Below are 25,344 nucleotides of genomic sequence, written 5' to 3' on the forward strand. Positions count from 1 at the left end.
GGTCGTGCCTGCTGACGTCTCGGCCCGTCAGGACTGCGCGAGGCGCAGGTCGAACTCCACGGCACCGGTCTTCTCGACCGTCACGAAGCCCAGGTCGGGCGCCTCGACGCCGAAGTCCGCGAACGTGATCGGCACCGAGCCCACCACCTGCACGGTGTCACCGCTGGCCGCGACCTGCGCGTCGACGGTCACCTGCTTCTTCTCGCCGCGGATCGTGAGGTCGCCCGTGAGCGTCGCGGACGTGACGCCGTCGCCCAGCGCGACCGGCTCGGTGAGCGTGAACGTCGCGGTCGGGAAGGTCCCGGTCTGCAGCGCGGTGTCGCGGAAGTAGGAGTCGCGCGGCGGCTCGTCGGTCGCGATGCTCGCCATGTCGACGTCGACCTCCGCGGCCGTGAGGCTGCCGTCGGCGACCGTGACGGTGCCGGTGACCTTCTCGGTGCGGCCCGTGACGGTGACGTCCTTGCCCTGCAGCACCTCGTCGACCCGGTAGCCCGCGAACGAGCCCGCGCCGACGGTCCACGTGCCGTCCGTCGGGGTCACGGGGTCGGCGGCCGCGCTCGTGGCGATCGTCGGCGCCGCGTCGGCGTTGCTGTTGACCCAGTCCGCGTACAACCCGGGCCCGACCGCGAGCGCGACGCCCCCGAGCACCACGACCCCGACGCCCACGCCGGCCCACACCTTCGTCCGCTTCCGCATGTCCCTCGCCTCTCTCGCCCCCGCGGCCCGTCCGGCCCCTCCACCCCTACGACGAGACGGCGGGCCGGTCGGTTCACCGCGTGCGCGAAGTTCTCGGCCGGTCGCGGTGGCGGGTCAGGCGGCGGGCGGCACCGGCCGCTGCATCAGCACGACCGCGAACCCGGGCCGGTCCGTCTCGGCGACGGCCTCGAAGCCCCACGACCGGTAGACGTCGTCGAGGTGCGGGTTGGACGCGCGGTGGTCGAGCCGCAGCCACGGGCGCCCGGCGTCCCGCGCGCGGGCGTGCGCCCACTCGACGAGCGCGCGCCCCAGCCCGGTGCCGCTCGCGCGCCGCGCGACCATCAGCCCGTGCAGGTAGAGCGCGGGCGTGTCGTCCTCGCCCCAGAACTCGGGGTCGGTGTCGAGCACGCGCAGCGTGCCGCGCACGCCGTCGGCGTCCCGCACGACCCACCACTCGCCGCGCGCCACCTGGGCGGCGACGCGGTCGGCGGGCAGCGAGCCGACGGGCCACTGGTCGATGGCGCGTTCCGCCATCCAGTCCTCGAGGGTCCGGCGCAGCGCGTGGATCGCGGGTGCGTCGGCGGGGGCGGCGGGCTCGGGTCGCAGGTCCACGACCTCCGACCCTAAGCCCGTTGCCGCCCGCGCGGCGGTGCGCTCAGCCGCAGGTGTCGCAGACGCCCGTGGCGGGCAGGGTCATGAAGCACGTGGGGCACACGGGGGCGGGCGTCTCCTCCGGTGCGGCGGCACGGCGGGTGGTCGGTGCGGCGGCGGCGCGCGGCGCGCGGGGCGCCCGCGGGGCCTTGGGTGCCGCGGTCCGGGTCGAGGTGCGCGCCGCGGGCGCGCCGCCCGGCTGGGTCACGTCGAAGCCGCGCTTGCGCAGGATCCCCGCGGCGATCGCGAGCGCGCCGGCGATGTCGTCGGCCGTCGCGATGCGCCCGGTCGCGAACCGGTGCGCGACGCCGACGACGGCGGGCAGGTCGTACGAGCGACCCTCGTGCTGGATGCTCCACGCACCCTGCGGGGCGAAGCCGTAGACGGCGAGGAAGGCGTCCTCACCGCGCTGGTCGTACTCCTCGATCGCCTGGAGGACGTGCTGACGGGACAGGGAGGAGAGGGTCGCCACGAGGTCCAAGGGTACGTCGGGCGCCGCGCCGGACCCCCGCCGCGAGGGCCGGTGTGACGACCGTCGCGCCCGCGGGCGGCGGGGCTACCACCGTCCGCGGGCGCGGGGACGTCAGATGGTCCGGGGTGCCCGGGCGAGGTTGGCGACGAGCTCGTCGCGGTCCTGCCGCACGACGTACGCGGGCCGGTCGCGCTCGACGCGCCACGACTCGCTCAGGGGCGACACGTCGACGGCGTCGAAGCCGAGCGCGTCGTACAGCGCGACGACGTGCTCGACGGCCTCGGGGAAGTCGCTGGACGTCGCGAGCGCGCGCCGCTGCGGCGACCCGGCGGGGAAGCCGTCGGTCGTGATGTCGGCGGCCATGATGTGGTTGAACGCCTTGACGACCTTCGACGTCGGCAGGTGCTCCTGGAGCATGCCGGACACCGTGGTCTCGCCGCGGTCGAGCGCCTCGACGCGGCCGTCGCGCTCCCAGTAGTAGTTGTTGGTGTCGAGCACGATCTTGCCGGCGAGCGGCTCGACGGGGATCGTCGGGATCGCCTGCAGCGGCACGGTGACGACCGCGACCTCGGCGGCCTCGGCGGCCTCCTGCGCGGTGGCGGCGCGGGCGCGGGGCCCGAGCTCGGCGACGAGCTCCGTGAGGGTCTGCGGCCCTCGGGAGTTCGCGATGACGACGTCGTGGCCCTGGCCGATGACGGCGCGGGCGACCTGGCTGCCGATGTGTCCGGCCCCGATGATTCCGTAGGTGGTCATTGACGCCACAACCGACCGGGCGGCGGACGTGTTCCCCCGACTGGATCTACAACGTTGCAGAAGACGCCTGGCGACGGCTACGGTCGCTGCAGACCTACAACGTTGGAGAAGCCGTGACGCACATCCCGAACCCGATCGTCCTGCAGCGCGCCGACCCGTGCGTCCTGCGCCACGACGGGCAGTACTACTTCACCGGCTCCCACCCCGCCTACGACCGCGTGGTGCTGCGCCGCGCCGAGCGGCTGGCGGACCTGCAGGCCGCCGACGAGGTGACGATCTGGGAGCGTCACGCCGACGGGCCGCAGTCGCACCTGATCTGGGCGCCCGAGCTCCACCGCGTCGGCGACGCCTGGTACGTCTACTACGCCGCCGCGTCCGAAGCGGGCGTCCGCGCCGACGCCCCCGGCGCCGCCGAGACGTTCAACCACCGCGTCTACGTGCTCGAGAACCGCAGCGCCGACCCGTTCGCGCCCACGTGGGTCGAGCGCGGCCAGGTCGACACCGGCTGGGAGTCGTTCGCGCTCGACGCGACGTCGTTCGTGCTCGACGGCACGCAGTACCTGGTCTGGGCGCAGCAGGACGTCACGATCCGCGGCAACTCCAACCTCTACATCGCCCCCATGGCGAACCCCTGGACGCTCGCCGGCCCGGCCGTGCTGCTCACGCGCCCCGAGCACGACTGGGAGACCGCCGGGTTCTGGGTCAACGAGGGCCCGTCGGTCCTGGTCCGCGAGGGCCGCGTGCTGCTCACCTACTCGGGCGCCGCGACCGGCCCCGAGTACGCGATGGGCCTGCTCACCGCCTCGACGGACGCCGACCTGCTCGACCCCGCGTCGTGGACCAAGAGCCCCGACCCCGTGTTCGTCAGCCACCCCGACCACGGCCAGTACGGCCCGGGCCACAACTCGTTCACGACGACCCCCGAGGGCGACGTCGTGCTCGTCTACCACGCCCGCACGTACACGCAGATCGACGGCGACCCGCTGTGGGACCCCAACCGTCACGCGCGCGCCCAGGTCCTGCCGTTCGACGCCGACGGCACCCCCGTGTGGGGTGTGCCCGTCCCCGACGACCGCCCCGTGCCGACGACGACCGACGTGCTCCCGCCCTCCGGGCTGCCGACGCCCGGCGGCGACGACGCGTCCCCCGCCTCCTCGGTCGACACGCTCGCGGACGCGAGCGCCTAGGAGCCGGCAGGTCGGGTCGCGGGCGCACCCGGCGCTCACGTCACGCGCGCACGCCCCGACCCCACGGACGGACCTGTGGGAGGGTCCCCCTGTGAGCTCCGGGATGCCCGACGCGCTGCGCGCGTTCCTGTCTCTCTCGTGGCGGTGGTCGCTGCGCACGTGGCTGACGTACGTCGCCCTCACGATCGTCCCCGCGCTGACCCCGTGGCAGTCGACGCCGTCCAGCCCGGGCGTTGCCGACCAGGGGTACCTCCTCATGACGCTGGCCGCCTGGCTGGTCTTCATGGTCCCCGCGTTCGTCGTGATCGAACTCGCCTGGGCGGCGGCGGTCTGCCTCGCGCTCCGCGTCTCCCGCGGCGGCAGGCGCGCGAGCGCCGTCACCTCGGGGGTCGTCTGCGTCACGGTCGTCGTGGTGGGCTCCCTCGCCCTGTCCGACCCGCGGCCCGTGGACCTGGCGGCGTACGCGGCCGCGGGCGTCGCGCTCGGTGCCGCCGCTGCGTGGCTCACGTGGCGCGACACCGCGCGGATCGGACCGGTCGGCGACTGGGTCGACCGGCTGACCGCCGGACGATCGCGGCGAGAGCCGGCGCCGGACGCGCGGGGCTGAACCCGGTGCACGACGCACGACGACGGCGGGCGCCCTCCCCAGGTCGCCCGCCGTCGTCCGTCGCGCCCCTCCGGACGCCCGCCGTCAGGCCGGCGTCACCGACGCGACCGCCCACGCGGGCAGCTCGAGGTCGATGTCGAGCACGCCGTCGGCGTCGACGACCAGCTCGGTGCGCCACAGGTCGTCGGCCACCGCGCGCAGCCGCGCCGTCTGCTCGCGCGTCAGGTTGAGCGGCTCGCCCATCGCGTGCCACGCCTCGGCGACGTTGCCGTGCTCCCAGTCGACGCGCTCGACCGCGTACCGCGCGCCGGGCACCAGGCCGTCGACCGTGTGCCGCACGCGCCGCGCGGGGCCGACCTCGGCGAGCGAGCGCGTCTCGGCGTACGAGTCGGCCGAGCCGACGGGACGGCGACCCATGTCGGCCGGGTAGTTGAACAGCACGGCCGCGACGTCACCGCTCGTCGAGTCCCGCGTGACCACGCCGTGGTCCGTGTCGAGCAGCAGCGTGTCCCCCAGGCGCGCGAGCATCGCGAACGCGTGGAACGTCGGCTTGTGCAGACCCTGCTCGTTGACCAGGCCGAACCCGCCGTGGAACGGCCCGAGGCCCGCGCCGCCCTCCTCGAAGACGTCCGTGAACGTCCAGTACGCGAGCGAGTCCGTGAGGTCGGCGCTGCGCAGGAACGCACGCGTCACGTACGTCGCGGCGAACAGCGTGTCGTGCATGCGGTCCCGGCTCGACGGCGACGTCGACCACTCGGTGATGTGCAGCTCGGCGTCCGGGTACGGGCTCGCGGCGATGATCTTCTGCATCGTCGTGAGGTCGTCGGGCGTCGCGTCGACGTGCCGGCGGATGTGCCGCACCTCGCCGTTGGCGCCGAACGCGAAGTCCGTCGGGTACAGGTGCGTCGTGAGGAAGTCGACCGGCAGGTCGCGCTCGGCGCACCACGCGATGAACTCCTCGATCCAGACGGGCTGCCAGTCGAGCGCGTCGACGTCGGCCGCGGCGGCCGTGCCGTGCGTGCGCGTCGGGTCCTCGACCTCACCCTTGTAGCGGTCGTCGGGGACGAACACGCTGGTCGACGGCCCGCCGACCAGCAGCCGGTCGTCGACCGAGCGCACCGCGCGCACGGTCGCCTCGTACAGCTCGAAGTACTGCGTGCGCGTGCCGGTCCAGAAGTGCGGCACGAGGTTCGGCTCGTTCCACACCTCGAAGCGCCACTGCCGCACCTCGTCGACGCCGTAGCGGTCGACCCAGTGCTGCACGGTCGCGCGCACGAGCTCGGCCCACGCGCCCATGTCGTTGGGGGGGCTGCAGTGCGCCTTCCACCAGAACAGCGTCTCGGTCTGCGTCGCGAGCGCGCGCGGCATGAACCCCAGCTCGACGAACGGCCGCGCGCCGACGTCGAGGATGAAGTCGACGACCTTGTCGACGTAGCTGAACGTGATCACCGGCTCGGGCAGCACGTTGTCGGGGCCGAAGCCGCCGCCGTACGTCGCGCGGTACACGAACATGTCGTCGTGGAAGATGCCGTGGAACCGCACGGTGCGGGCCCCGAGCACCTCGACGGCCTCGCGGAAGTGCGCCTGCCAGTCGGCGCGCAGCGCCTCGTTGGCGCGGCCCGCGCCGAGGCACGCGTTCCACACGTGGCGCAGCGGGCGCTCCTGCGGCGTCGCGCCGTCGACGCGGTGGCGGGCGGGGGTCGGCGTGAGGTCGGTCATGCGGGGATCTCTCCTCGGGCGGGTGGTCCGGCGGGCGGTGCGGGTGGCGCGGGCGCGTCGGCGCCCCGGCGCCGGGCCGTCATCCCTTGACGGCGCCGAGCGCGAGGCCCGACTGCCAGTACCGCTGCAGCGACACGAAGGCGAGGATGAGCGGCACGATCGTCAGCAGCGACGACGTGATGACGAGATTCTGCAGCAGCTCGCCGTTGCCCGCGGTCGACGCGAGCTTGTTCCACTGGTTGATGCCGATGGTCAGCGGGTACCACGCGGGGTCCTTGAGCATGATCAAGGGCAGGAAGTAGTTGTTCCAGATCGACACGACCGAGAACAGCAGCACCGTGACGGTCGCGGGCCCGAGCAGGGGCACGCCGATCCGCCAGAACGTGCGGAACGGCCCGGCGCCGTCGATCTCGGCGGCCTCGAGCAGCCCGCCCGGCACGGCCTCGGCCGCGAACACCCACATGAGGTACAGCCCGAACGGGTTGAGGAACGACGGCAGCAGCACGGCCCACGGCGTGTTGGTCAGCCCGAGCTGCGCGAACAGCAGGAACTGCGGGATCGCGAGCGCGATGCCCGGCACCGAGATCGACCCGAGCACGACGAACAGGAACGCGCGCTTGCCGGTGAACCGCAGCTTGGCCAGGGAGTACCCGCCGAGCGCGGCGAGCGCGGTCGACACCGACGCCCCGACCACCACGTAGAGCAGCGTGTTCAGCAGCCAGCGGACGAAGATCCCGCCGTTGTACGTGAACACCTGCCCGATGTTGTCGAGCAGCGCGAACGAGTGGCCGGGCGCCAGGCCCGGGGTCGTGACGAAGTCCGGCTGGGTCTTGGTCGCGTTGATGACGAGCCAGACGAGCGGGAGCAGGCAGTAGAGCGCGAACAGCGCGGTGACGAGCGTGAGCGTGAGGCTCTTGCGCGGGTTCGCGATGGTGTGCAGCGGCCGGTTGCGGGGCCGCGGCGGTGCGGTCGTGGTCATGGTCATCCCCGGGTCACTGGTCGAGGGCACGCTTCATGCCCCGGATCTGGACGGCGTACGCGATGGCGATCGTGAAGGCCGCCATGACGAGCGCGAGCGCCGCGGCGTAGCCCTGCTGCGAGCCCGTGAACGCGAGGTGGTACGCGTAGAGGTTCGGCGTGTAGTGCGTCGTGATGCCGCTGTTCGCGACGAGCGACGGCAGGATCTGCGGCTCGTTGAAGATCTGGAACGTGCCGATGATCGAGAAGATCACCGTGACGACCAGGGCGCCGCGCATCGCGGGGAGCTTGATCGCCTGGATCACGCGCCACTGGCCGGCGCCGTCGATCGCGGCGGCCTCGTACAGCTCGTGCGGCACGGCGCGCAGCACGCTGTAGAAGATCAGCATGTTGTAGCCCGTGAACGCCCACGTCACCATGACGCCGATCGAGATGAGCGTCGTGCCGGGCTGGAACGGGTTGAGCGACCAGCCGAGCCAGTCGTTGAGGTCCCGCACGAGGCCGTAGCGGATGCCGAGCATGAAGCCCCACATGAGCGTCGCGACGATCGCCGGCACCGCGTACGGCAGGAAGATCGACACGCGCAGCGTGCGCTCGCCGCGCAGCCGCCGGGAGTCCAGCGCGAGGGCGAGCGCCATCGCGAGCGTGAGCATGACCGGCACCTGCACGGCCGTGAACAGCACGACGCGCCCGGCGCCGTCCCAGAACAGCTCGTCGCCCATGAGCTTGGCGTAGTTGCCGAGCCCGGCGAACGTGCGGCCGCCGACCAGGCGGTCCTGGAACAGGCTCAGGTACGCGGCGTACCCGATGGGGACGAGGAAGACGACCGCGAACAGCGCGCCGAACGGCGCGACGAACGCCCAGCCGACCTGCCGTCCGCGGCGGCGCCGGCGTCGCGGGGCGGGCAGGTCCTCCGCCGCGGCGGGCGGGACCTGCGGTGCGCGCACGGTGGCGCTCATGTGCTGCTCCTCCCGGGTGGGCCGGGCGTCGCGGGGACGGGACCCCGCGACGCCCGGCGGCGGCTCAGTCGACCTCGAAGCCCTGCTCGTTGCCGTACTCGACCATCCGCTTCTTCCACGTCTCGAGGACGTCGGCGAGCGTGCCCTGGCCCGAGCTGTACAGCGGCGAGGCGATGTCCTCGTAGATGGACCGCGCCCACTCGAAGAACGGCGGGTACTGCCACCCGGTCGCGGTGGTGGCGGCGACGTCGGCGAGCACCTCGCCGGTGCGCTGCCCGCCGAAGTACGGGTTCTCGGTCGCGCGGAACTCGTCGCTCTCGAGCACGCGCGTGCTGGGCACGAACGCGCCGGCCTCGACGCGCGGGTCGAGCCCGTCGCCGTGGGTCACGTACTCGAGGAACGCGTAGGCCGTCGCCTTGTTGCCGGCGGCGTCGGGGATGCCGAACGCGGACCCGCCGTTCTCGGCGCCGACCTGCTGGCCGGCCTCCCACTGCGGCATGGGCGCGACGCGGTAGGCGCCGGCGGCGTCGGGCGCGCGCTCGGGCAGCGTGGAGGTGAGCCAGCCGCCCATGTTCTGCGACGCGAGCGAACCGTCGTTGAGCGCGCGGTTCCAGTCGTCGGACCACGCGGCGATCTCGGTGTTGACGAGGTCCTCGTCGATCATCTTCTGCCAGAACGCGACGGCCTTGGCGGTGCCCTCGTCGGTGAAGTCGATCGAGACCTTCGTGCCGTCGACCTGGAACGGCCGGCCGCCGGCCTGCCAGATGAGCGACAGCAGGAAGAACAGGTCGTTCGAGTCCTGCGCGATGTAGTGGTCGGGGCCGAGCGCGCGGATCGCCTTGGCGGCCTCGTAGTACTCGTCCCACGTGGTGGGCGCCTGCGTGATGCCGGCCTGCGCGAAGACGTCCTGGTTCCAGAACATCACGGCGGGGCCGAAGTCGGACGGCAGCGCGTAGACGCCGTCGTCAACGCTCACGTGGTTCCACGCGGAGGCGACGAAGTCGTCCTCGAGCTCGTCGGCGCCGAACGGCGTGAGGTCGGCGAGCTTGCCGGGGATCGCGAAGTACGGGATCGCGAAGTACTCCATCATCACGAGGTCGGGCACGCCGGAGCCCGCCTGGATCGCGTTGTCGAGGGCCTGGTACTGGTCGAACGACGAGCCCGCGTTGACCACGTCGACCTCGACGCCGGGGTGCGCGTCCTCGAAGCCGTCGACCGCGCGCTCGATCGTGCCGTCCCAGCTCCAGACGGTGATCTTGCCGCCGACCTCGCCGTCGGCCGCGTCGTCGGGCGTGCCGCCGCCGGTCGAGCAGGCCGCGAGCGCCGCGGCGGCCACGAGGGCGACGGGCGCGAGCCTCGCCTTGGTGCGGAGCCGCATGGGGTCCTCCTCCACTCTCGTCGTCGAGAGACGTTCGATCGAAACAATTTCGCAAACGTTTTGGTGCGCGGCGACCGTACAGCGGCGTCACGACGCGGGTCAAGGGGAACCCTCGACACGTGATGGGCCAGGATTGCGGCGCAGCGGCCACGACCGATAGGGTCGAAACAATTTCGCAGGAGGCAGGCATGGCGGGCAGAGCACCCCGGGGACGCATCACCCTCGACGACGTCGCGGCACGCGCCGGCGTCTCCAAGGGCACGGTCTCCAAGACCCTCAACGGCCGCAGCGACGTCGCCGAGGACACCCGACGACGCGTCCAGGAGGCCGTCGCCGCGCTCGGCTACCGGCCCAGCACCGAACCGCCCGCCCCCACCCGGTCGGGCTCGCTCGCCGCCGTGCTCGACAACCTCGAGTCGCCCTACATCTCGCACGTCCTGCAGGGCGTGCTCGCCGCCGCCGACGCCGCGGGCACCGACCTGCTCGTGCGCGTCGCGCCCGAGCGCCCGGCCCGCGAGACCCCCGACGTCGCCCGGGCCTGGGTGCGCGACCAGGTCGCCGCGGGCGTCGTCGGCGTCGTCGGCCTCACGCTCGGCGGCGCGCACGCGCTGCTGGCCGCCGCCGCCGAGGCCGACCTGCCGTTCGTCATGGTCGACCCCGTCGGCGTCCGCGACGACTCGGTCGTGAGCATCGGCGCCACCAACTGGGAGGGCGGCCGCACCGCCACCGCGCACCTGCTGGGCCTCGGGCACCGCCGCATCGCGTGGGTCGGCGGCCCCGCCGCGTCGGCCGCGTCGCGCGAGCGGTTCCACGGCTACGCCGCCGCGCTCGACCAGGCGGGTGTCGAGGTGGACCGCAGCCTCGTGCACGAGGTCCCGTTCACGGTCGACGCCGGGTACCGCTGCGGGCTCGAGCTGCTCGCCGCCGCGCAGCCACCGACGGGGGTCGTGTGCGGCGACGACGAGATCGCGGTCGGCGTGCTCGCCGCCGCCCGCGAGCGCGGCGTGCCCGTGCCCGCGCGGCTCAGCGTCGTCGGGTTCGACGACACCCCGCAGGCCACCTGGACCACCCCGCAGCTCACGACCGTGCACCAGCCGCTCACCGGCATGGGCCGCATGGCCGTCGAGACCGTGCTCGCGCTGGCCGCGGGCACGCAGCCCGCGTCACGTCAGGTGCAGCTCGTCACGACGCTCGTCGAGCGCGGGTCCACCGGCCCCGCGAGCGGGTGAGCGCGGCCCGGCCCCGCGTCAGCGGTGGACGATCGGCTCGTCCGCGGCGAGGTCGACCAGCAGGTTCTCGTCGTCGCCGACCCACAGCCCGCCCAGGCGGTGCACCTCGAGGTACCAGGGCGACGCGGTGCGGTTGCCCATGCCGAACGGGTCCATGAACGTGCCGCCCAGGTGCGTGGACGCGAACCGCTCGTAGCAGTCGTCGACCTTGACGTACCCGTCGTCGCCGTCCTCCGGCCAGTCCACGGGCACGCGCCCGGCGTTGGGGTCGTCGCGCTCGACGAGGAACAGGTCGCCGAACAGCCCGAACCGCTCGCGCGCGGGCGGGTCGACGTGCTCGGTCGCGTCCACCACGGGGTTGAGGCGCGGCCGCGCCGTGCGCGGGCCCGTGAGCTCGTCGCGCGTGAGCAGCACGACCGCGTAGAAGCAGCCCGTGTCCTGGTCGCACAGCACGTGCGCGTGCTCGTGCGGCCGCGACGCCGCGACGTCCTGCCAGAACGGGTCGGTGGGCGCCGGGTCCGCGAGCGCCGCGGTGACGAACGCGGGCGGCGGGAGGAACCCCGTCTCGTCGACCCACTCGAACACCGACACGGCCACCAGGTCGGGGCTGCGGCGGCGGTACTCGGGGGGCAGCTCGAGCGTCGCGCAGTGGATCATCGGCTGGCGGGTGCGCGGCGACCGGGGCCACGTGGCGGGGTCGATCGCGGGCCCCTCGGGCCCTGCCCAGCCGGCCGGCACGGGCGCGGGCCCGTCGGGGCGGTGGGCGTGGGCGCGGTCCGCGCCCACGACGACGTCGTACGCACGGGCTCCCTGCACGTCCGCCATGCTGACACGCGCGTCACCTCCCCGCGCGCCGCCGTCACCCGTCGTCGCACGGAACCACCCGCGACTTCACTCGAACGCACGCGTCTCATCCCTGCGACGTACCCCGCGCGTGCATGTCCCGACCAGGGGCGGATCCGGCGGCGTCACGGCCGCACCTAGCCTCGACGAGGCGGCGCGGTGCCGTCGTCGACGAGAGGGGGTGGGCGCGGCCGTGTGGTTCGACACGCTGTTCCAGCAGACGCCGAACGCGCCCGCCGGCCTCGCCGTCACGGTGCTGGTCGTCGCGGCGGCGACCCTGCCCCTCGCGCGCCGGCTGCGCGTGCCGCCGCTCGACGTGGCGGCCTGGCTCACGGCGCTCGGCGTCGTGCTGTCGCTCACGCTCAGCCCGCGCCCGGCCACGGCCGGCACGTCACCCGTGTGCGCGCTCGACTCGTGGTCGCCGCTCGGCGTGGGCGACCTGCTGGCGTTCGACCAGCGCGCCGCGAACGTGGTCCTGCTCGTGCCGCTCGCGCTGCTGTCGGGCCTCGTGCGGGACCGCCGGCTCGCGCGTACAGCCCTCCTGACGACCGCGGCGCTGCCGCTCCTGATCGAGGCCGTGCAGTACGCCGCCCCCGCGCTCGGCCGCGTGTGCGACTCCGCCGACCTGGTCGACAACCTCACGGGCGTCGCCGTCGGTGCCGCCGTCGGCCTGCTGGTGCGGGCGGGGCGCGCGTCGGGCCGGTGGGCGACCGCCGCCGCACCCGGGGTCGACGCGTGGCCGGTGGAGCCCGCCGCGCAGCCGTCGCCCGCCGGGCGCTGAGCACCCGCCGCCCGACGTGCCGCACCGCCGCAGCCGTGCGACGGTGGGCGCGTGAAGCGCATCCTCACCGTCGTCGTCCTGCTCGCCCTCGTCTGGCTCCTGCTGTCGGTCCTCGGGGCCGTCGTCAAGGGCCTGCTCTGGCTCTCGGGCGTCGGGCTCGTGCTGCTCGCGCTCACGGTCGCGTACGGGTGGTGGAAGCTGCGCGGACCGTCGTCACGCGGCGGGTCGACCGTCTGAGCCCGTCGACCGACCGGCCCCGTCGACCGTCTGGGGTCGTCCCGGTCGGCGGCAGTGAGACGGTCAGCCCGCGTACGGCAGCACGGGACGCCCCGGCACGTCGACGCGCACGCGGAACAGCGCGCCGGCCGCGGGCTCGGGGTCGTCCAGGTTCTCGCGCGACGTCGTCACGTAGAGGTCGCGCAGGTCGGGGCCGCCGAGCGTGCACGCGGTCGTGAGGCGCACGGGCACCTCGACCTCGGCGAGCACGTCGCCGCGCGGCGAGAAGCACCGGACCAGGCCGTCGCCGTTGAGCGCGACCCAGACGTTGCCGGCGGCGTCGACCGTGAGGCCGTCGGGGCTCGCGTCGCCGTGGTCGACGAACGTGCGCCGGCGCGTCAGGCGCCCGTCGACGACGTCGAACACGTCGGTGCGGCCCGTGGGGGTGTCGTCGTAGTAGGCGAGCGTGCCGTCGGGCGAGACGTCGACGCCGTTGGAGATCGTCACGTCGTCGAGCACGACCTCGACGTCGCCGTCGGGTGCGATCCGGTAGAGGGTCGCACCGCCGGGGGCCGCGTCGTAGGGCATCGAGCCCGCGTACAGCACACCCGCGGCGTCGCAGCCGCCCTCGTTCATGCGCACGCCCGGGTCGGACCACAGCTCCGGCAGCGGCGTCGGCAGCGCGTCGGAGGCGTCGGCCAGGCCGATCCCGCGCGCGAGCCCCACGACGTACCCGCCGCGCGTGCGCGGCCGCACGAACGCGGCGATCTCGCCGACGTGCAGCCGGTCCACCGTGCCGTCGTCGCGCAGCGTCAGCAGGTCGCCCGCGAGCAGGTCGACGAACCGCAGGCCGCCCCAGGTCGGCGACCAGCACGGGCCCTCGCCGTGGTAGGCGACGGCGTCGGTGACCTGCTCGGCTCGCAGCACGGTGCTCCTGGGGTGGGTCGGGCGGGGTGCGGGGTCGGGCGGTCGTGCGTCCCGAGCCTGGTGCCGGCGCGGGCGGCACGCACGCCGGGCCACGCTACCGGGGGCCGTGCGGCCCGCGCCGTGCGCACCGGCCCGGCGGTCGCGTGCGGCGTTGCGGCCGTCAGGAGGCCGCGACGCCGCACGCGTCCCGGACCGGGCCCGCGTCGACAACTATCGACGACTCCCGGGGCGGCGTCACCGGTGCGCCACCGGCTGCGCGCCGCGCGCGGGCGCCACGTCACGCCGTCCGGGCGCCCGGTGGACGCCCCTCCCCCTCGCACGATCGGGCGAAAGTTGCGGATCTGTAGCGTTTATGTTCGTTGACGCCCTTCCTCCCGGGTCGGACAGTGAGTCCCCCTGCCGGCCGGTTCAGTGCTGATCCCGCGGCCGGCCGACCAAGGAGGAACGATGACCAAGCTCCGACGTGGGAGCGGGCGCGGCGCACGTGCTGCCGCCGCCGTCGCCGTCCTGACGCTCGTGGTGACCGGCGTCGCCGCCGGCAGCGCGCAGGCGGCGGGCTCGACGCTCCAGGCGGCCGCCGCCGAGAGCGGGCGCTACTTCGGCACCGCGATCGCGGCGCAACGCCTCAACGACTCGACGTACTCGACCATCGCGAACCGCGAGTTCAACATGATCACCGCCGAGAACGAGATGAAGATGGACGCGACGGAGCCGTCGCAGAACCAGTTCAACTACACGAACGGCGACCGGATCCTCAACTGGGCGCTGCAGAACGGCAAGCAGGTGCGCGGGCACGCGCTCGCGTGGCACTCGCAGCAGCCCGGCTGGATGCAGAACATGTCCGGCACGGCGCTGCGCAACGCGATGCTCAACCACGTCACGCAGGTCGCGACGCACTACAAGGGCAAGATCTACGCGTGGGACGTCGTCAACGAGGCGTTCGCCGACGGCTCGTCGGGCGCGCGCCGCGACTCGAACCTGCAGCGCACCGGCAACGACTGGATCGAGGCCGCGTTCCGCGCCGCACGCGCGGCCGACCCGGGCGCCAAGCTCTGCTACAACGACTACAACACCGACGACTGGACGCACGCCAAGACGCAGGCCGTCTACACCATGGTCCGCGACTTCAAGGCCCGCGGCGTCCCGATCGACTGCGTGGGCTTCCAGTCGCACTTCAACCCGCAGAGCCCCGTGCCGAACAACTACCAGACGACGCTCTCGAGCTTCGCGGCGCTCGGCGTGGACGTGCAGATCACCGAGCTCGACATCGAGGGCTCGGGCTCGGCGCAGGCCGAGAACTACCGCAAGGTCGTGCAGGCGTGCCTCAACGTGTCGCGCTGCACGGGCATCACGGTGTGGGGCGTGCGTGACACCGACTCGTGGCGCGCGAGCGGCACGCCGCTGCTGTTCGACGGCTCGGGCAACAAGAAGGCCGCCTACACGACCACGCTCAACACGCTGAACGCGGGCGGCACGGGCACGCCCACGCCGACCCCCACGCCCACCACGACCCCGACGCCCACCCCGACGCCCACGGTCACCCCCACGCCCACGCCGACCCCGACGCAGAACCCGGGCGGGGCGTGCTCCGCGGCGCTGACCATCGCGAACTCGTGGGGCGGCGGCTACCAGGCCACCGTCACCGTGACGGCCGGGTCCGCGGGCCTCACCGGGTGGCGCGTGACGCTGCCGTCCGGCGTGAGCTCGAACAACGTGTGGAACGGCGTGCTGTCCGGCGGCGTCGTGAGCAACGCGCCGTACAACGGCACGGTCGCCGCGGGCCAGTCGACGACCTTCGGGTTCATCGGCAACGGCAACGCCCCCGCGGCGGGCGCGCTGAGCTGCGCCTGACCGCACCCTCCTGACCGGGCGGGGCACGACCCGACCGGTGACCACGACGGCGTCGCACCCCCGCGGGTGCGGCGCCGTCGTCGTGCCCCGCGGGGGCGCGCCTCCACCGTCGTCCGCCCCCGCACCTACGATCGACCGCGTGCCGCTCCGTCCCCCGCTCCCGGCGCGCCACGGCCTGGCCCCCGCGCACCTGTGCACGCCGCCGCCGCGGCGCGGGAGGCCCGACGCGTGGCCGACCATGGGCGCGTGGCTGCGCGACCGGCTGCCGGAGCACGTCGACGTCGCGGGCATGCTCGCGGCCGGCGAGTTCGTCGACGCCGACGGGCGCGCGGTCCGCGACGACGAGCCGTTCGTGGCGGCGCGGCACGTGTGGTTCCACCGCGTGCTGCGCGACGAGCCCGTGGTGCCCGGCACGGTCCACGTGGTGCACCGCGACGAGCGGCTCGTGGTCGTCGACAAGCCGCCGTTCCTCGCGTCGATCCCCCGGGGCCGGCACATCGTGCAGAGCGTCGTCGTGCGCCTGCGCGCCGAGCTGGGCCTGCCCGAGCTGTCGCCGCTGCACCGGCTCGACCGCGGCACGTCGGGGCTCCTGCTGCTCGCGACCGAGCAGCGCTGGCGCGCGCCGTACCAGACGGCGTTCGAGCGGCGCGCGGTCGACAAGACGTACCGCGCGCTCGCACCGCTGCGGCCCGACCTCGCGCTGCCCGTCGTCGTGCGGAACCACATCCGCAAGGTGCGGGGCACCGTGCAGGCCGAGGTGGTGCCGGGCGCGCCCGTCAACGCCGAGACGACGGTCGAGCTCGAGCGCGGGCACGACGGCCTCGGGGTCTACCGCCTGCACCCCCGCACGGGCCGCACGCACCAGCTGCGCCTGCACCTGGCCGGGCTCGGGATCCCGATCGTCGGGGACCCCCTGTACCCCGTCGAGCGCGACGTGGACCTCGACGACTTCCGCCACCCGCTGCAGCTGCTGGCCGCCGAGCTCGCGTTCGACGACCCGGTCGACGGGCGGCGGCGCGAGTTCCGCAGCGTGCGCGACGTCCCGCTGACGGGTGACGTGCCGGACACGGACACCCGAGCGACGTGACGGCCCGGGCGGCTACTTGACGGGCAGCTCGATCGTCTCGTCGCCCACGTGGATGACGAGCGGCTCGACGGTGCTCGTCTTCGTCCCGAACACCGTGGTGTGCGGCACGAGGTCCATCGTGCAGGGGCGGTCCGGCGGGATCTCGCGCAGGTCGATGCGCACCGCGTTCGGCTCGTCGGGCAGCACGTGCAGGCGCTCCCCCACGGGCGGGCACGTCGAGCTGCCCCACAGCACCACGGCGAAGTTCACGCCGTTCTCCAGGTACGTGGCCGCCGCCTGCCCGGGCTCGACCTCGAGCTCCTGCTCGACGAAGCGCACGTCCTGCACGTCGCCCTGCTCGTTCTCGAGCGCACCCTCGACCTCGCCGGGCTCCTGGTCGCCGTCGTCCTCGAGGCCGCCGGCCGTCGCCTCGCGCGTCTCGAGCACGCGCACCACGGGCACGCCCGCGTAGTCGGTGATCGCGGCGTTCGACGCGCACCCCGTGAGGGCCGCCGCCGCGCCCACCAGCAGCGCCGCCGCACCCACCCCGCGCGCCGTCGCGCGTCCCGTCCGTCGTCGCACCGCGACCACCCCCTGCCGCTCCGCGGCGGTCGCCCCGTGCCGGGCGCCACCCGCCGTCCTGCCCCCGCCAGGCTAGGGCGAGGCGCGTGCCCGGGCGACCCGGCCACGGCGCCCGCCCGGCCCGCGCGACGCGGTTGCCCGCCCAGGAGGCCCGGGAGAGGGTGAGATGCATGGATCCCGTGCTCTGGTTCGTCTGGGTCGCCCTGCTCGCCGTCGTCGTCGGGGGCACCGCGACGGTCGTCGACACCGTCCTGAAGCACCGCCGCCGGCTCGCCGAGATCCGGGCGGACGCCGCTCGCCGGGACGTGCACGACCGGCTCGACGCGGTCGACGCGCGGATCGAGCGGCTCGAGAGGGCGTCGGACGCCGCACCCCGCTGATCGTGCGTCGGGGCCCCGTCGGCGTCTCGCGCGTCAGGGCCGGACGGCCACCCGCGCGGGCGGCGCCGGGACGGTGCGTGCCCTGCGGATGACCGTCACGACCCCGGCCACGACCAGCACGAAGCCCCCGAGCTCGAGCGGGGGCGGCAGCCGCCCCTCCCACGCGAACACGTACGCCAGGCCGGCGCAGACCTGCACCACCGCGAGCTGCCCCGCCAGCGAGATCGGCGTCAGGGCCGACGACCGGCTCCACAGCACGGTGCCGAACCACGACACCACCACGCCCAGCAGCAGGCTCGCGAGCACGAGCGGACCCACCTGGTCCGCGGCGTCCACGCGGACCGCACCGCTCGCGAGCACGAGCGGCGTCGCGACGAGCGACAGCCCGAACGTGCAGACGCCCATCATGGTCGACCACGTGGTCGAGGAGACGTGCGGGTGCTCGCGCAGGAACTGGGCGTTGCGCACCGCGTACGACGTCCACAGCACGAGCGCGCCGACGGCGGCCGCGATCCCCAGCGCCCAGTCGGCGCCCGACCTCCCCTGCACGACGCTCTGCCAGTCGAGCTCGACGACGTACACGAGCGTCAGGCCGCACACGATGAGCGCCAGCGGCAGCACCAGGCGCGCGAACGGCAGCTCACGGCGCACCCAGTTCCCGGTGAGCGCGATCGAGACGGGCAGCAGGCCGATGATGACCGTCGCGATCGGGGCGCCCGCCCACCGGATCGCCTGCACCAGCAGCGCGTAGTACCCCAGGTGCCCGGTCACCGAGAACACCGCCGCGGTGCGCCACGCGTGCGCCCCGACGCCCGCGAGGGCCGTGCGCCACGTCACCGCGAGCAGCACCACCGACACCGCCCCGAAGCACAGGTAGCGCCCCAGGGCGAGCGCCAGCGACGGCACGCCGGGCAGCACGACGGGCACCAGGAACGCGAGCCCCCACACGAGGTTCGCGCCCACGCCGCACAGCACCCCGACCCACGGCCCCGCGGACCTCGTCGTCACGCGTCCCCCTCCGTCGCGCCCGCCGCGCCGTCCGCGCGGCGGGGCCGCACCGCCGTCGCCGCCATGGTCCCGCACCCCCGGTCACGCACGCACGGCCGCCAGCATCGCGGCGCGCAGCACGTCGAGCCCTTCCGCGAGCTCGTCGTCGGTCGTGGTGAGCGCCGGCAGGAGCTTGACGACCTCGTCCCGGGAGCCGGCCGTCTCCACCAGCAGGCCCCGCGCGAACGCCTCGTCCGCGACCGCACGCGCGAGCCGCGGGTCCGCGAAGCCCACGCCCCACACCAGGCCGCGGCCCCGGACGTCCACGACGTGCGGCGCGTGCTCGCGCGCGAGCGCGCCCAGGTGCTCACGCATCAGCAGCTCGCGCACCCTCGTCTGCTTCTCGAGCATGTCGTCCGCCCAGAACTCCTCGAGCGCGGCCCGGCCCGTGACGAAGGCCGGGTTGTGGCCGCGGAACGTCCCGTTGTGCTCGCCGGGCTGCCAGACGTCGAGCTCCGACCGGAAGAGCGTCAGCGCCATGGGCAGGCCGTAGCCGCTGATGGACTTCGACAGGCACACGATGTCGGGGACGACGCCCGCACCCTCGAAGCTGAAGAACGGACCGGTGCGGCCGCAGCCCATCTGGATGTCGTCCACGATCAGCAGGATCCCGCGGCTGCGGCACAGGTCGGCGAGGTCGGCGAGCCACGTGAAGCGCGCGGGGTTGACGCCGCCCTCGCCCTGCACGGTCTCGACGATCACCGCCGCGGGCAGGTCCATCCCGCTGCTGCTGTCGTCGAGCATCGTCCGCAGGAGCGTCAGGCCGCACACGTCGCCGCCCGCGAACCCGTCGTACGGCAGCCGCCACGTCGCGCCCAGCGGCACGCCCGCGCCTGCGCGCTTGCCCGCGTTGCCGGTGACCGCGAGCGCGCCCAGGGACATGCCGTGGAACGCGCCCGTGAACGCGACCACGGTCTGCCGCCCGGTGACCTTGCGCGCGAGCTTGAGCGCCGCCTCGACGCTGTTGGTGCCGGTCGGGCCGGGGAACTGCACGCGGTAGTCGAGGTGCCGGGGCCGCAGCACGCGGGCGTCGAGCTCGGCGAGGAACGCGCTGCGCGCGCTCGTGAACATGTCGAGGCTGTGCGTCACGCCGTCGCCCTCGAGGTAGTCGAGCAGCGCGCGCTTGAGGACCGGGTGGTTGTGCCCGTAGTTCAGGGCGCTCGCACCGGTGAAGAAGTCGAGGTAGGCGCGGCCCCGGTCGTCGTGCAGGCTGCTGCCGCGCCCGCTGACGAAGACGACGGGCCAGCTGCGGCTGTAGGTGCGGACCTCGGACTCGATCGTGCTGGCTGCTGCGCTCACGGTGCTCCCCCTGGATGCTCGGTGCGGGACGGATGCGGTGCGGTGCGGTGCGGGACGGTCAGACGGCGCGCAGGGCGGGTGCCGCGCACGCGGTGGCGGTGACGAGCAGGACGACGACCGCACCGCCGGCCCAGCGGGCGGCGCGACCGCCGTCGCGGGTCGCCGCGGCGGCGGCGAGCGCGTAGGCCAGGGTCGCGGCCGCGGCGGGACCCAGCAGGAGCAGGGGCACGGCCCCGTCACGGTCCCCGAGGACGACGAGCACGCCCGAGAGCGCCGCGACCGCCAGCACCAGGCCGCGCGCGGGCCCGCGGCCCGCCGTCGGGACCGCGCGCACGCGCGCCGCGATCGACGCCGCGGTCCGCAGGTTCGTGACGACGTAGGACGCGAGGACGAGCGCCGACGCCGCGGCCACCGCCGCGTGCACCGCCGGCAGGTCGGCGCCGGTGCCGACCAGCGGCCGGGTGCGCCCGACGGCGGCGAGCGCGAGGTACACGGCTCCGACGGCGACCGCGGCCACGACGACGCCCCGCGCCGTGTCGCGGGCCGGGGGTCCGGCCGGTCCTCCCGCGCGCGTCACGCCCTCCCACCCGATCCCGGCGAACAGCAGCGCCGCGCCCGCGAGCCACAGCGCACCCGCCCCGGTGACGCCGTCGGGCGCGAACGCGCCGCCCGCACCGGGGTCGGGCCACCCGATCGCACCCCACGCGGCGGCGAGGGCGCCGGCGACCCACGGGCGGACCCGCAGCAGCGCGAGCGGGACCCGCACGGGGCTCGCCGCGACGGCGGCCGCAGCGGCGAGCAGCGCGAGCGGCGCCACCGCCGGGAACGGACCCGAGCTCACCGGGACGGCGGCACGGACCCCGACGACCGCGAACCACACGATCGCGGCCTGGCCCGCCGCGAAGGCGACCGCGTAGGTGACGTCGACGCACCGGCGGGCGCCCTCCCCCCACGTCGCGCCGACCACCGCGGAGACCGGCAGCGGACGCCGGCCGGTGCGCGCCGCGTGCACGCCGAGCAGCACGCCCACGGTGCCGCCCAGCAGCACGTGGCCCGCCCAGAGCAGCAGGTCGGCACCGCCGGCGAGGGTCGCGACCACCGGCGGCACCACGAGCACGCCCGCCCCGAGGACCCCGCCGACGACGTGCCGGGCGACCGTCCGCACGTCGTCGCCGGACGCACGCGTGCGCGCGGGCGCGCTCTCGTGCGGCGGTGCACCGGGGGCGCCGACGGCGCGACGGGCTCCCACTAGGCCAGCCGCTTCCACAGGTTCTCGGAGATCGCCCTGGCCCGCAGCGACAGCAGGCTGAACGACCCGGCGTCGCCGATGCCGTGCGTGGACTCGCACAGCCCGTTGAGGAACACGGGCGGCGTCGCGGGGTCGGTCGTCCGCACCTCGTAGTGCGGCTCCACCTCGAGGTAGCCGTCCGCGTCGAACCGGAAGGCGTCCGCGACGTCGCGCACCAGGGCGGGCACCCGCTCCTGGTGCGGACCGGGCCCCAGGTCGCGGAACCCGGTCGCCAGGACCACGACGTCGGTCCGCAGCTCCTCGACCTCACCCGTGTTGAGCTCCTCGACGCGGAGCACGACGCCGTCGTCGTGCGCCTCGACCGCACGCACCTGGCGGCTGCCGCGCACGAACACCCGCTGCTCGCCGTCCAGGCGCTGCTCGTGGACGAGCCGGTACAGCTCGCGCAGCACGTCGCCGTCGGCCGACGAGTAGTTCGTCAGGCGCATGAACGCGTCGATCTCACGCTTGCGGGCGCGCGGCGCGCGGTAGTAGTACTCCGTGAACTCCGGGAAGTACCCCTCCTCGCTGAAGGGGCTCGTGTCCTTCTGGCGCAGGGTCAGCGACCGGACGAGCGTGGTGACCTGCGCGTGCGGGTAGCGGCGCGCGACGTCGAGCGTCAGCTCGACCGCGCTCTGGCTGCCCCCCACGACGGTCACCGACCGCGGCGCGGCGGCCGTGCCGCCGTCGGCGACGAGCTCCTCGACCCGGCGCAGCGCCGGCAGGTAGTCGGTCAGGTGGAACACGCGTGGCGACCGCACGCCGTCGAACGGCTCGGGGACGTAGGGCGTGCGACCCGTGCCCACGACGAGGGAGCGCGCGAGCAGCTCGTCGCCGCGCGACGTGGTCACGCGGTAGCACGGCTCACCACCGGGGTCCTGCGCGCGCGCCACCGCGACGACCCGCACGCCGTAGTCGACGGTCGCGGGGACCTGCTCGGCCACCCAGCTCACGTACCGGGCGTACTCCTTGCGCAGCGGGAACTCCTGCGGGACGTTGAGGTGCTCCAGCAGGCGCCCGTTCTCGAACAGGTAGTTGACGAACGTGTACCGGCTGCGCGGGTTGCGCAGCGACACGAGGTCCCGCACGGGGTGGTTCTGGATGTCCGAGCCGTCGAGCATCATGGCCGCCTGCCACGACGGCGAGGGCCGCGCCTCGAGGTAGCGGACGTCGAGGTCGTACGCCTCCTCCTCGAGGGCGACGGCGAGGGCGATGTTGGCAGGGCCGTAGCCGATGCCGATCACGTCGTGAAGGTGAGCCACGGTTCTCCCTGGGTCGAGGTGGTGACGGGTGCCGCGGCCGCCGGGGCGGCCCCTCGGCGGAGCGGTCCGGCGCCGTGCCCGGCGAGCACGGCGTCGGCGATGCGGCGCCCCGCCTCGGGCGCGACCTTGACGCCGCCGCCGTCCCAGCCGCGGACGGCGTGCACGCGTGGCACGCCCGTGGCCGACAGGAGCGCGACCGGTGCGTCGGCGTCGGCGGCCACGACGTAGGCGTCGGCCGACCGCACGGTCGTCGTGACGTGGGCGGTGGGGAGCCAGGGCAGGTGCGCGGTGAGCGCCGCGAACGTGGCGCGCGCGTGGTCGGGGTCGGGCGGCGCGTCCACCGCGGAGTCCCACACGACGTGCGGCATCCCGATGAGCGTGCGCCCCGGGCCGTACGGCCGGGCGTAGACGCCGGTCCGCAGGTCGAGCAGCGTCGCGTGGTCGGGCCCCGGCGGCCGGCCGTCGACGACGCTCACCTGGATCGACCGGGCGCGGACGGGCGCGGACGTGCGGACGCCCTCGACCGACCGCGGCCCCCACGGCCCGACGGCGAGCACGACGTCCCGCGCGAGGACGTGGCCGCCGTCGGTGCGCACGCGCGCACGGTCGCCGACGTCCTCGACGCCGACGACGCGCACGCCCCGACGGACCCGCGCGCCCGCCGCCACCGCGCGGCGCAGCCACAGCGTCGTGACCTCGACGGGGTCCACCCACCCCGCGTCGGGCTCGACGAGCGCGACCCCGCCCGCCAGCCGCAGGCCCGCGACCTCGTCGCGGCCCGACACGACGTGCGCCGCCGCGCCGGACCGCTCCCGCAGCTGCGGCACGGCCGCGCGCAGCGCGTCCTCGTGGGCCGGGTCGACGACGGTCACGGCGCCGACCGACCGCAGGGGCGACGTGCCGCCCGGCCAGCGCGCGGGGTCGCGGTACGCCGCGAGGCTCGCGGCCGCCAGCTCGGCGGTCGCGGGGTCGGGGTCGTACGCGCGCACCATGCCCCCGGACCTGCCCGTGGCACCGGCCGCGACGACCGTCGAGCGGTCGAGCACCACGACGTCCGCGCCCCGCTCGGCCGCGTGCGCCGCCACCGCCGCGCCGACGATCCCCGCCCCGACGACCACGAGGTCGACGGCGGCGTCCGCCGCGTGCCCGCTCATGCGGGCGAGCCCACGGGCACGGCGTCGGGGACGGGCACGGCGGCGTCGACCACCGGCGCGTCGTCGAGCACGGGGGCGGGCGCGCTGCACCGGGTGCCGGACGGCAGGAAGGTCCAGCCGGTCTCGCGCGTCGGCTCGCCCGCGAGGCCCAGCCAGTCCCACACGCGCTGCGCCGTCACGGGCGCGACGGGCCACGCGAGCGCCGCCACCACCTTCGCCGCGAGGTACTCCAGCGCCAGGCTCGTGCGCGACTCCTCGGCCAGGGCCGCGACGTCGCGCGCGACGACCTCGGTGGCGCGGAACTCGACGCAGCGCGCGACGACCGACTCCAGCAGCCGGACGTAGCCGCGCGCGCTGAACGACGCGGGCAGCAGCAGACCGTCGAGCTGCTGCGTCGCGAGGTCGAGGAACCGGTACAGCTCGCGGTGCGCGTCCGTCCACGCCCCCGTGCCGGGGACGACGCCCGACGGGCCGACGTCGGCGAAGCCGCGCAGCCAGTCGCGCAGCGCGCGGTGCAGCGGGTCGTCGGCGAGCCGCGCCGCGCGGTCCTCGTCGATCCGCGTGACGCGCCCCTCGGGCGCGTCCCGCAGGAGAGCGACGCGCACCGCGTCGGCCCCGGCGTCGCGCAGCGCGTCGTCCGCCCACACGGCGTGCCCGCGGCTCGTCGAGAACTTCTCGTCGCCGAGGTGCAGGAACTGGTTGGTGACGAACGCGGTCGGCAGGTGGTCGCCCAGGCCCGCCGCGAACGCGAGCGCCGGCAGCAGGACCGCGTAGTAGTAGCTGTTGTCGTAGCCGAGCAGCAGCACGCGCTCGGCCTCGCCGCCCGCCTCGACCTCCGAGCGCGCGGCCTCGAGGTACGTCAGGGCGAGGTCGACCCACGGGTCGACGGCCTGACCGTCGCCGAGCGGCACGCCCCAGTCGCTCGTGCGCGTCAGCCGGTACGGCTCCAGCCCCTCGTCGAGGAGCCGCTCGACGAGGCGTGCGAGGTCGGGCGACGCGTGCACGGTGCGCAGGTAGCGCCGCAGCTCGTCGCCGTGCGCCGCGAGGTCGATCCACAGCCCGCGCTCGACGCGCGACGTCGCGGGGGCCCCGCACCCGACGCAGCGCACGTCCCGCAGGTCGCGCGCCTCGCCCGGGCGCCCGCACGCCTCGCAGATCTCCCCGTCGCTCGACGCGTCGCAGTGCGCGCAGCGGCCGCGGGCGAACGCCTGGTGCAGCGACGTGCCGCACGCGTCGCAGGCGGCGGTGGGCCGCTCCTGGACGGTGACCGACGGCGACGCCGCGACCCGGTCCAGCAGCGCGCGCGTGCGGTCGTGGTGCCCGGGGTCGGTCAGCGGCCGCGTGAGACGGTCGACGCCGACCTCCGCCCGCGCGAGCGTCGCGACGACGGCGTCGCCGGCCTCGCGCGCGACGTCCGCCGGCGCGGCGCCCCGCCGGCGCGCGGCGGTCGCGACGTACGACTGGTGGTCGTCGGTGCCGGTGACGAGACGCGCGTCGCGGCCCTGGCTCCGCAGGGCGCGCACGAGCACGTCGGCACGGACGTACGGTCCCGCGAGGTGCCCCAGGTGGAGCCCGCCGTTGGGCGTGGGCGGCGGGCAGAACACGAGCGTCCGGTCAGCGGCGCGCGTCGCCGGGGGGCGCTGGGCGAGCGCGTCGACCGCGCTCGGGATGTGCTCCCAGTAGACGGAGACGAGGTCGAACGGCTCGTCGCCGTCGTTGCGGATCTCGTGGGCGTGGAACGGCGGGATGAGCACCGTGCCGCCGGGCGCCAGCTCGGTGACCTCGTCCCCCACCAGGACGGTCGCACGCCCCGCGAGCACGAGGAACATCTCCCCGTCCTGGTGCGCGTGCCGCTTGGACACCGTGCGGGGCGGCACGCTGCCGAAGACGGAGCCGAAGGGGACGCCGGGCACGTCCTCGGCCGACAGCAGGGGCTGCAGGTGCATCTCGTAGGACCAGCTCATGGCCGATCGGTCGAACGCGCGGGTGAACACTCGGCTCGCTCCTTGGGAGGTGGGT

24 protein-coding genes and 1 pseudogene are annotated in these 25,344 nt (G+C 74.9%); 8 read left to right on the forward strand and 17 right to left on the reverse strand.

The window, feature by feature from the left end; translation table 11 throughout:
- Window positions 1–27 precede the first annotated feature (27 nt).
- The 4 genes and pseudogenes from E4A51_RS09435 to E4A51_RS09450 all read right to left on the reverse strand — a co-directional run.
- On the reverse strand, window positions 28–696 hold the full coding sequence (locus tag E4A51_RS09435) for a YceI family protein (RefSeq protein WP_134851584.1): 669 nt from the start codon (window positions 694–696) through the stop codon (window positions 28–30).
- 114 nt (window positions 697–810) lie between these two features.
- Entirely contained in the window at window positions 811–1,308 is a 498-nt protein-coding gene (locus E4A51_RS09440) for an N-acetyltransferase (RefSeq protein ID WP_070320042.1), read from the reverse strand.
- A 43-nt stretch (window positions 1,309–1,351) separates the two neighbouring features.
- Window positions 1,352–1,819: a hypothetical protein gene (locus E4A51_RS09445; protein WP_070320043.1), complete on the reverse strand. Its 468-nt coding sequence runs from the start codon at window positions 1,817–1,819 to the stop codon at window positions 1,352–1,354.
- A 111-nt stretch (window positions 1,820–1,930) separates the two neighbouring features.
- Window positions 1,931–2,680, reverse strand: a pseudogene (locus E4A51_RS09450) (NADPH-dependent F420 reductase); the annotation flags it as partial.
- A 5-nt stretch (window positions 2,681–2,685) separates the two neighbouring features.
- Between E4A51_RS09450 and E4A51_RS09455 the strand changes: the two are divergent.
- Both E4A51_RS09455 and E4A51_RS09460 read left to right on the forward strand, forming a co-directional pair.
- A complete protein-coding gene (locus E4A51_RS09455) occupies window positions 2,686–3,759 on the forward strand; it encodes a family 43 glycosylhydrolase (RefSeq protein WP_134851586.1) in 1,074 nt (357 codons plus the stop codon).
- A 91-nt stretch (window positions 3,760–3,850) separates the two neighbouring features.
- Window positions 3,851–4,366, forward strand: coding sequence for a hypothetical protein (locus E4A51_RS09460; protein WP_134851587.1), 516 nt, complete (start codon window positions 3,851–3,853; stop codon window positions 4,364–4,366).
- An 84-nt stretch (window positions 4,367–4,450) separates the two neighbouring features.
- On the opposite strand, the gene E4A51_RS09465 is transcribed toward E4A51_RS09460, so the two are convergent.
- From E4A51_RS09465 to E4A51_RS09480, 4 genes are all read right to left on the reverse strand, one after another.
- Window positions 4,451–6,085 carry a beta-xylosidase gene (locus tag E4A51_RS09465; protein WP_134851588.1) on the reverse strand — a complete coding sequence of 545 codons (1,635 nt, stop codon included), beginning with the start codon at window positions 6,083–6,085 and terminating at the stop codon, window positions 4,451–4,453.
- A 79-nt stretch (window positions 6,086–6,164) separates the two neighbouring features.
- On the reverse strand, window positions 6,165–7,064 hold the full coding sequence (locus tag E4A51_RS09470; RefSeq protein ID WP_070320052.1) for a carbohydrate ABC transporter permease: 900 nt from the start codon (window positions 7,062–7,064) through the stop codon (window positions 6,165–6,167).
- 13 nt (window positions 7,065–7,077) lie between these two features.
- Entirely contained in the window at window positions 7,078–8,022 is a 945-nt protein-coding gene (locus tag E4A51_RS09475) for a carbohydrate ABC transporter permease (RefSeq protein ID WP_046529625.1), read from the reverse strand.
- 64 nt (window positions 8,023–8,086) lie between these two features.
- A complete protein-coding gene (locus E4A51_RS09480; RefSeq protein WP_134851589.1) occupies window positions 8,087–9,400 on the reverse strand; it encodes an ABC transporter substrate-binding protein in 1,314 nt (437 codons plus the stop codon).
- A gap of 188 nt (window positions 9,401–9,588) precedes the next feature.
- Between E4A51_RS09480 and E4A51_RS09485 the strand changes: the two genes are divergently transcribed.
- Complete coding sequence (locus E4A51_RS09485; RefSeq protein ID WP_070320048.1) at window positions 9,589–10,629, forward strand: LacI family DNA-binding transcriptional regulator; 1,041 nt, start codon at window positions 9,589–9,591, stop codon at window positions 10,627–10,629.
- A gap of 18 nt (window positions 10,630–10,647) precedes the next feature.
- On the opposite strand, the gene E4A51_RS09490 is transcribed toward E4A51_RS09485, so the two are convergent.
- A complete protein-coding gene (locus tag E4A51_RS09490; RefSeq protein WP_134851590.1) occupies window positions 10,648–11,445 on the reverse strand; it encodes a hypothetical protein in 798 nt (265 codons plus the stop codon).
- Window positions 11,446–11,653: 208 nt separating this feature from the next.
- Between E4A51_RS09490 and E4A51_RS09495 the strand changes: the two genes are divergently transcribed.
- A complete protein-coding gene (locus tag E4A51_RS09495) occupies window positions 11,654–12,253 on the forward strand; it encodes a VanZ family protein (protein WP_167748885.1) in 600 nt (199 codons plus the stop codon).
- Window positions 12,254–12,304: 51 nt separating this feature from the next.
- On the forward strand, window positions 12,305–12,490 hold the full coding sequence (locus E4A51_RS09500) for a hypothetical protein (protein WP_046529629.1): 186 nt from the start codon (window positions 12,305–12,307) through the stop codon (window positions 12,488–12,490).
- 63 nt (window positions 12,491–12,553) lie between these two features.
- Here E4A51_RS09500 and E4A51_RS09505 read toward each other — a convergent pair whose 3' ends face one another.
- Window positions 12,554–13,396: an SMP-30/gluconolactonase/LRE family protein gene (locus E4A51_RS09505; RefSeq protein WP_240696435.1), complete on the reverse strand. Its 843-nt coding sequence runs from the start codon at window positions 13,394–13,396 to the stop codon at window positions 12,554–12,556.
- A gap of 447 nt (window positions 13,397–13,843) precedes the next feature.
- On the opposite strand from E4A51_RS09505, the gene E4A51_RS09510 reads away from it, so the two are divergent.
- Together E4A51_RS09510 and E4A51_RS09515 are read left to right on the forward strand one after the other, a co-directional pair.
- A complete protein-coding gene (locus E4A51_RS09510) occupies window positions 13,844–15,247 on the forward strand; it encodes an endo-1,4-beta-xylanase (RefSeq protein ID WP_046529630.1) in 1,404 nt (467 codons plus the stop codon).
- A gap of 139 nt (window positions 15,248–15,386) precedes the next feature.
- A complete protein-coding gene (locus E4A51_RS09515) occupies window positions 15,387–16,334 on the forward strand; it encodes a pseudouridine synthase (protein WP_134851592.1) in 948 nt (315 codons plus the stop codon).
- 12 nt (window positions 16,335–16,346) lie between these two features.
- Here E4A51_RS09515 and E4A51_RS09520 read toward each other — a convergent pair whose 3' ends face one another.
- Complete coding sequence (locus E4A51_RS09520; RefSeq protein WP_134851593.1) at window positions 16,347–16,895, reverse strand: hypothetical protein; 549 nt, start codon at window positions 16,893–16,895, stop codon at window positions 16,347–16,349.
- Between the two features lie 170 nt (window positions 16,896–17,065).
- Here E4A51_RS09520 and E4A51_RS09525 point away from each other — a divergent pair, with 170 nt between their 5' ends.
- Window positions 17,066–17,275: a hypothetical protein gene (locus E4A51_RS09525; RefSeq protein WP_134851594.1), complete on the forward strand. Its 210-nt coding sequence runs from the start codon at window positions 17,066–17,068 to the stop codon at window positions 17,273–17,275.
- A 33-nt stretch (window positions 17,276–17,308) separates the two neighbouring features.
- On the opposite strand, the gene E4A51_RS09530 is transcribed toward E4A51_RS09525, so the two are convergent.
- The 6 genes from E4A51_RS09530 to E4A51_RS09555 all read right to left on the reverse strand — a co-directional run bounded on the left by E4A51_RS09530 (window position 17,309) and on the right by E4A51_RS09555 (window position 25,289).
- Window positions 17,309–18,283: a DMT family transporter gene (locus tag E4A51_RS09530; protein ID WP_167748886.1), complete on the reverse strand. Its 975-nt coding sequence runs from the start codon at window positions 18,281–18,283 to the stop codon at window positions 17,309–17,311.
- An 81-nt stretch (window positions 18,284–18,364) separates the two neighbouring features.
- A complete protein-coding gene (gene ectB, locus E4A51_RS09535; RefSeq protein WP_134851596.1) occupies window positions 18,365–19,621 on the reverse strand; it encodes a diaminobutyrate--2-oxoglutarate transaminase in 1,257 nt (418 codons plus the stop codon).
- A 58-nt stretch (window positions 19,622–19,679) separates the two neighbouring features.
- Window positions 19,680–20,870, reverse strand: a complete 1,191-nt coding sequence (locus tag E4A51_RS18335) for a hypothetical protein (RefSeq protein WP_070319008.1) — start codon at window positions 20,868–20,870, stop codon at window positions 19,680–19,682.
- Window positions 20,870–22,171 carry a lysine N(6)-hydroxylase/L-ornithine N(5)-oxygenase family protein gene (locus E4A51_RS09545; protein WP_046529636.1) on the reverse strand — a complete coding sequence of 434 codons (1,302 nt, stop codon included), beginning with the start codon at window positions 22,169–22,171 and terminating at the stop codon, window positions 20,870–20,872. The genes E4A51_RS18335 and E4A51_RS09545 overlap by 1 nt, the downstream gene beginning before the upstream one ends.
- Window positions 22,150–23,325 (reverse strand): FAD-dependent oxidoreductase, encoded by a 1,176-nt coding sequence (locus tag E4A51_RS09550; protein ID WP_134851597.1) that lies wholly within the window; start codon window positions 23,323–23,325, stop codon window positions 22,150–22,152. The genes E4A51_RS09545 and E4A51_RS09550 overlap by 22 nt, the downstream gene beginning before the upstream one ends.
- Entirely contained in the window at window positions 23,322–25,289 is a 1,968-nt protein-coding gene (locus E4A51_RS09555) for a class I tRNA ligase family protein (RefSeq protein WP_206120016.1), read from the reverse strand. Before E4A51_RS09555 ends, E4A51_RS09550 begins: the two co-directional genes overlap by 4 nt.
- Window positions 25,290–25,344 lie beyond the last annotated feature (55 nt).

Origin of the sequence: Cellulomonas sp. HD19AZ1 (assembly GCF_004535805.1) — a bacterium.
Taxonomy (GTDB): Bacteria; Actinomycetota; Actinomycetes; order Actinomycetales; family Cellulomonadaceae; genus Cellulomonas; species Cellulomonas iranensis.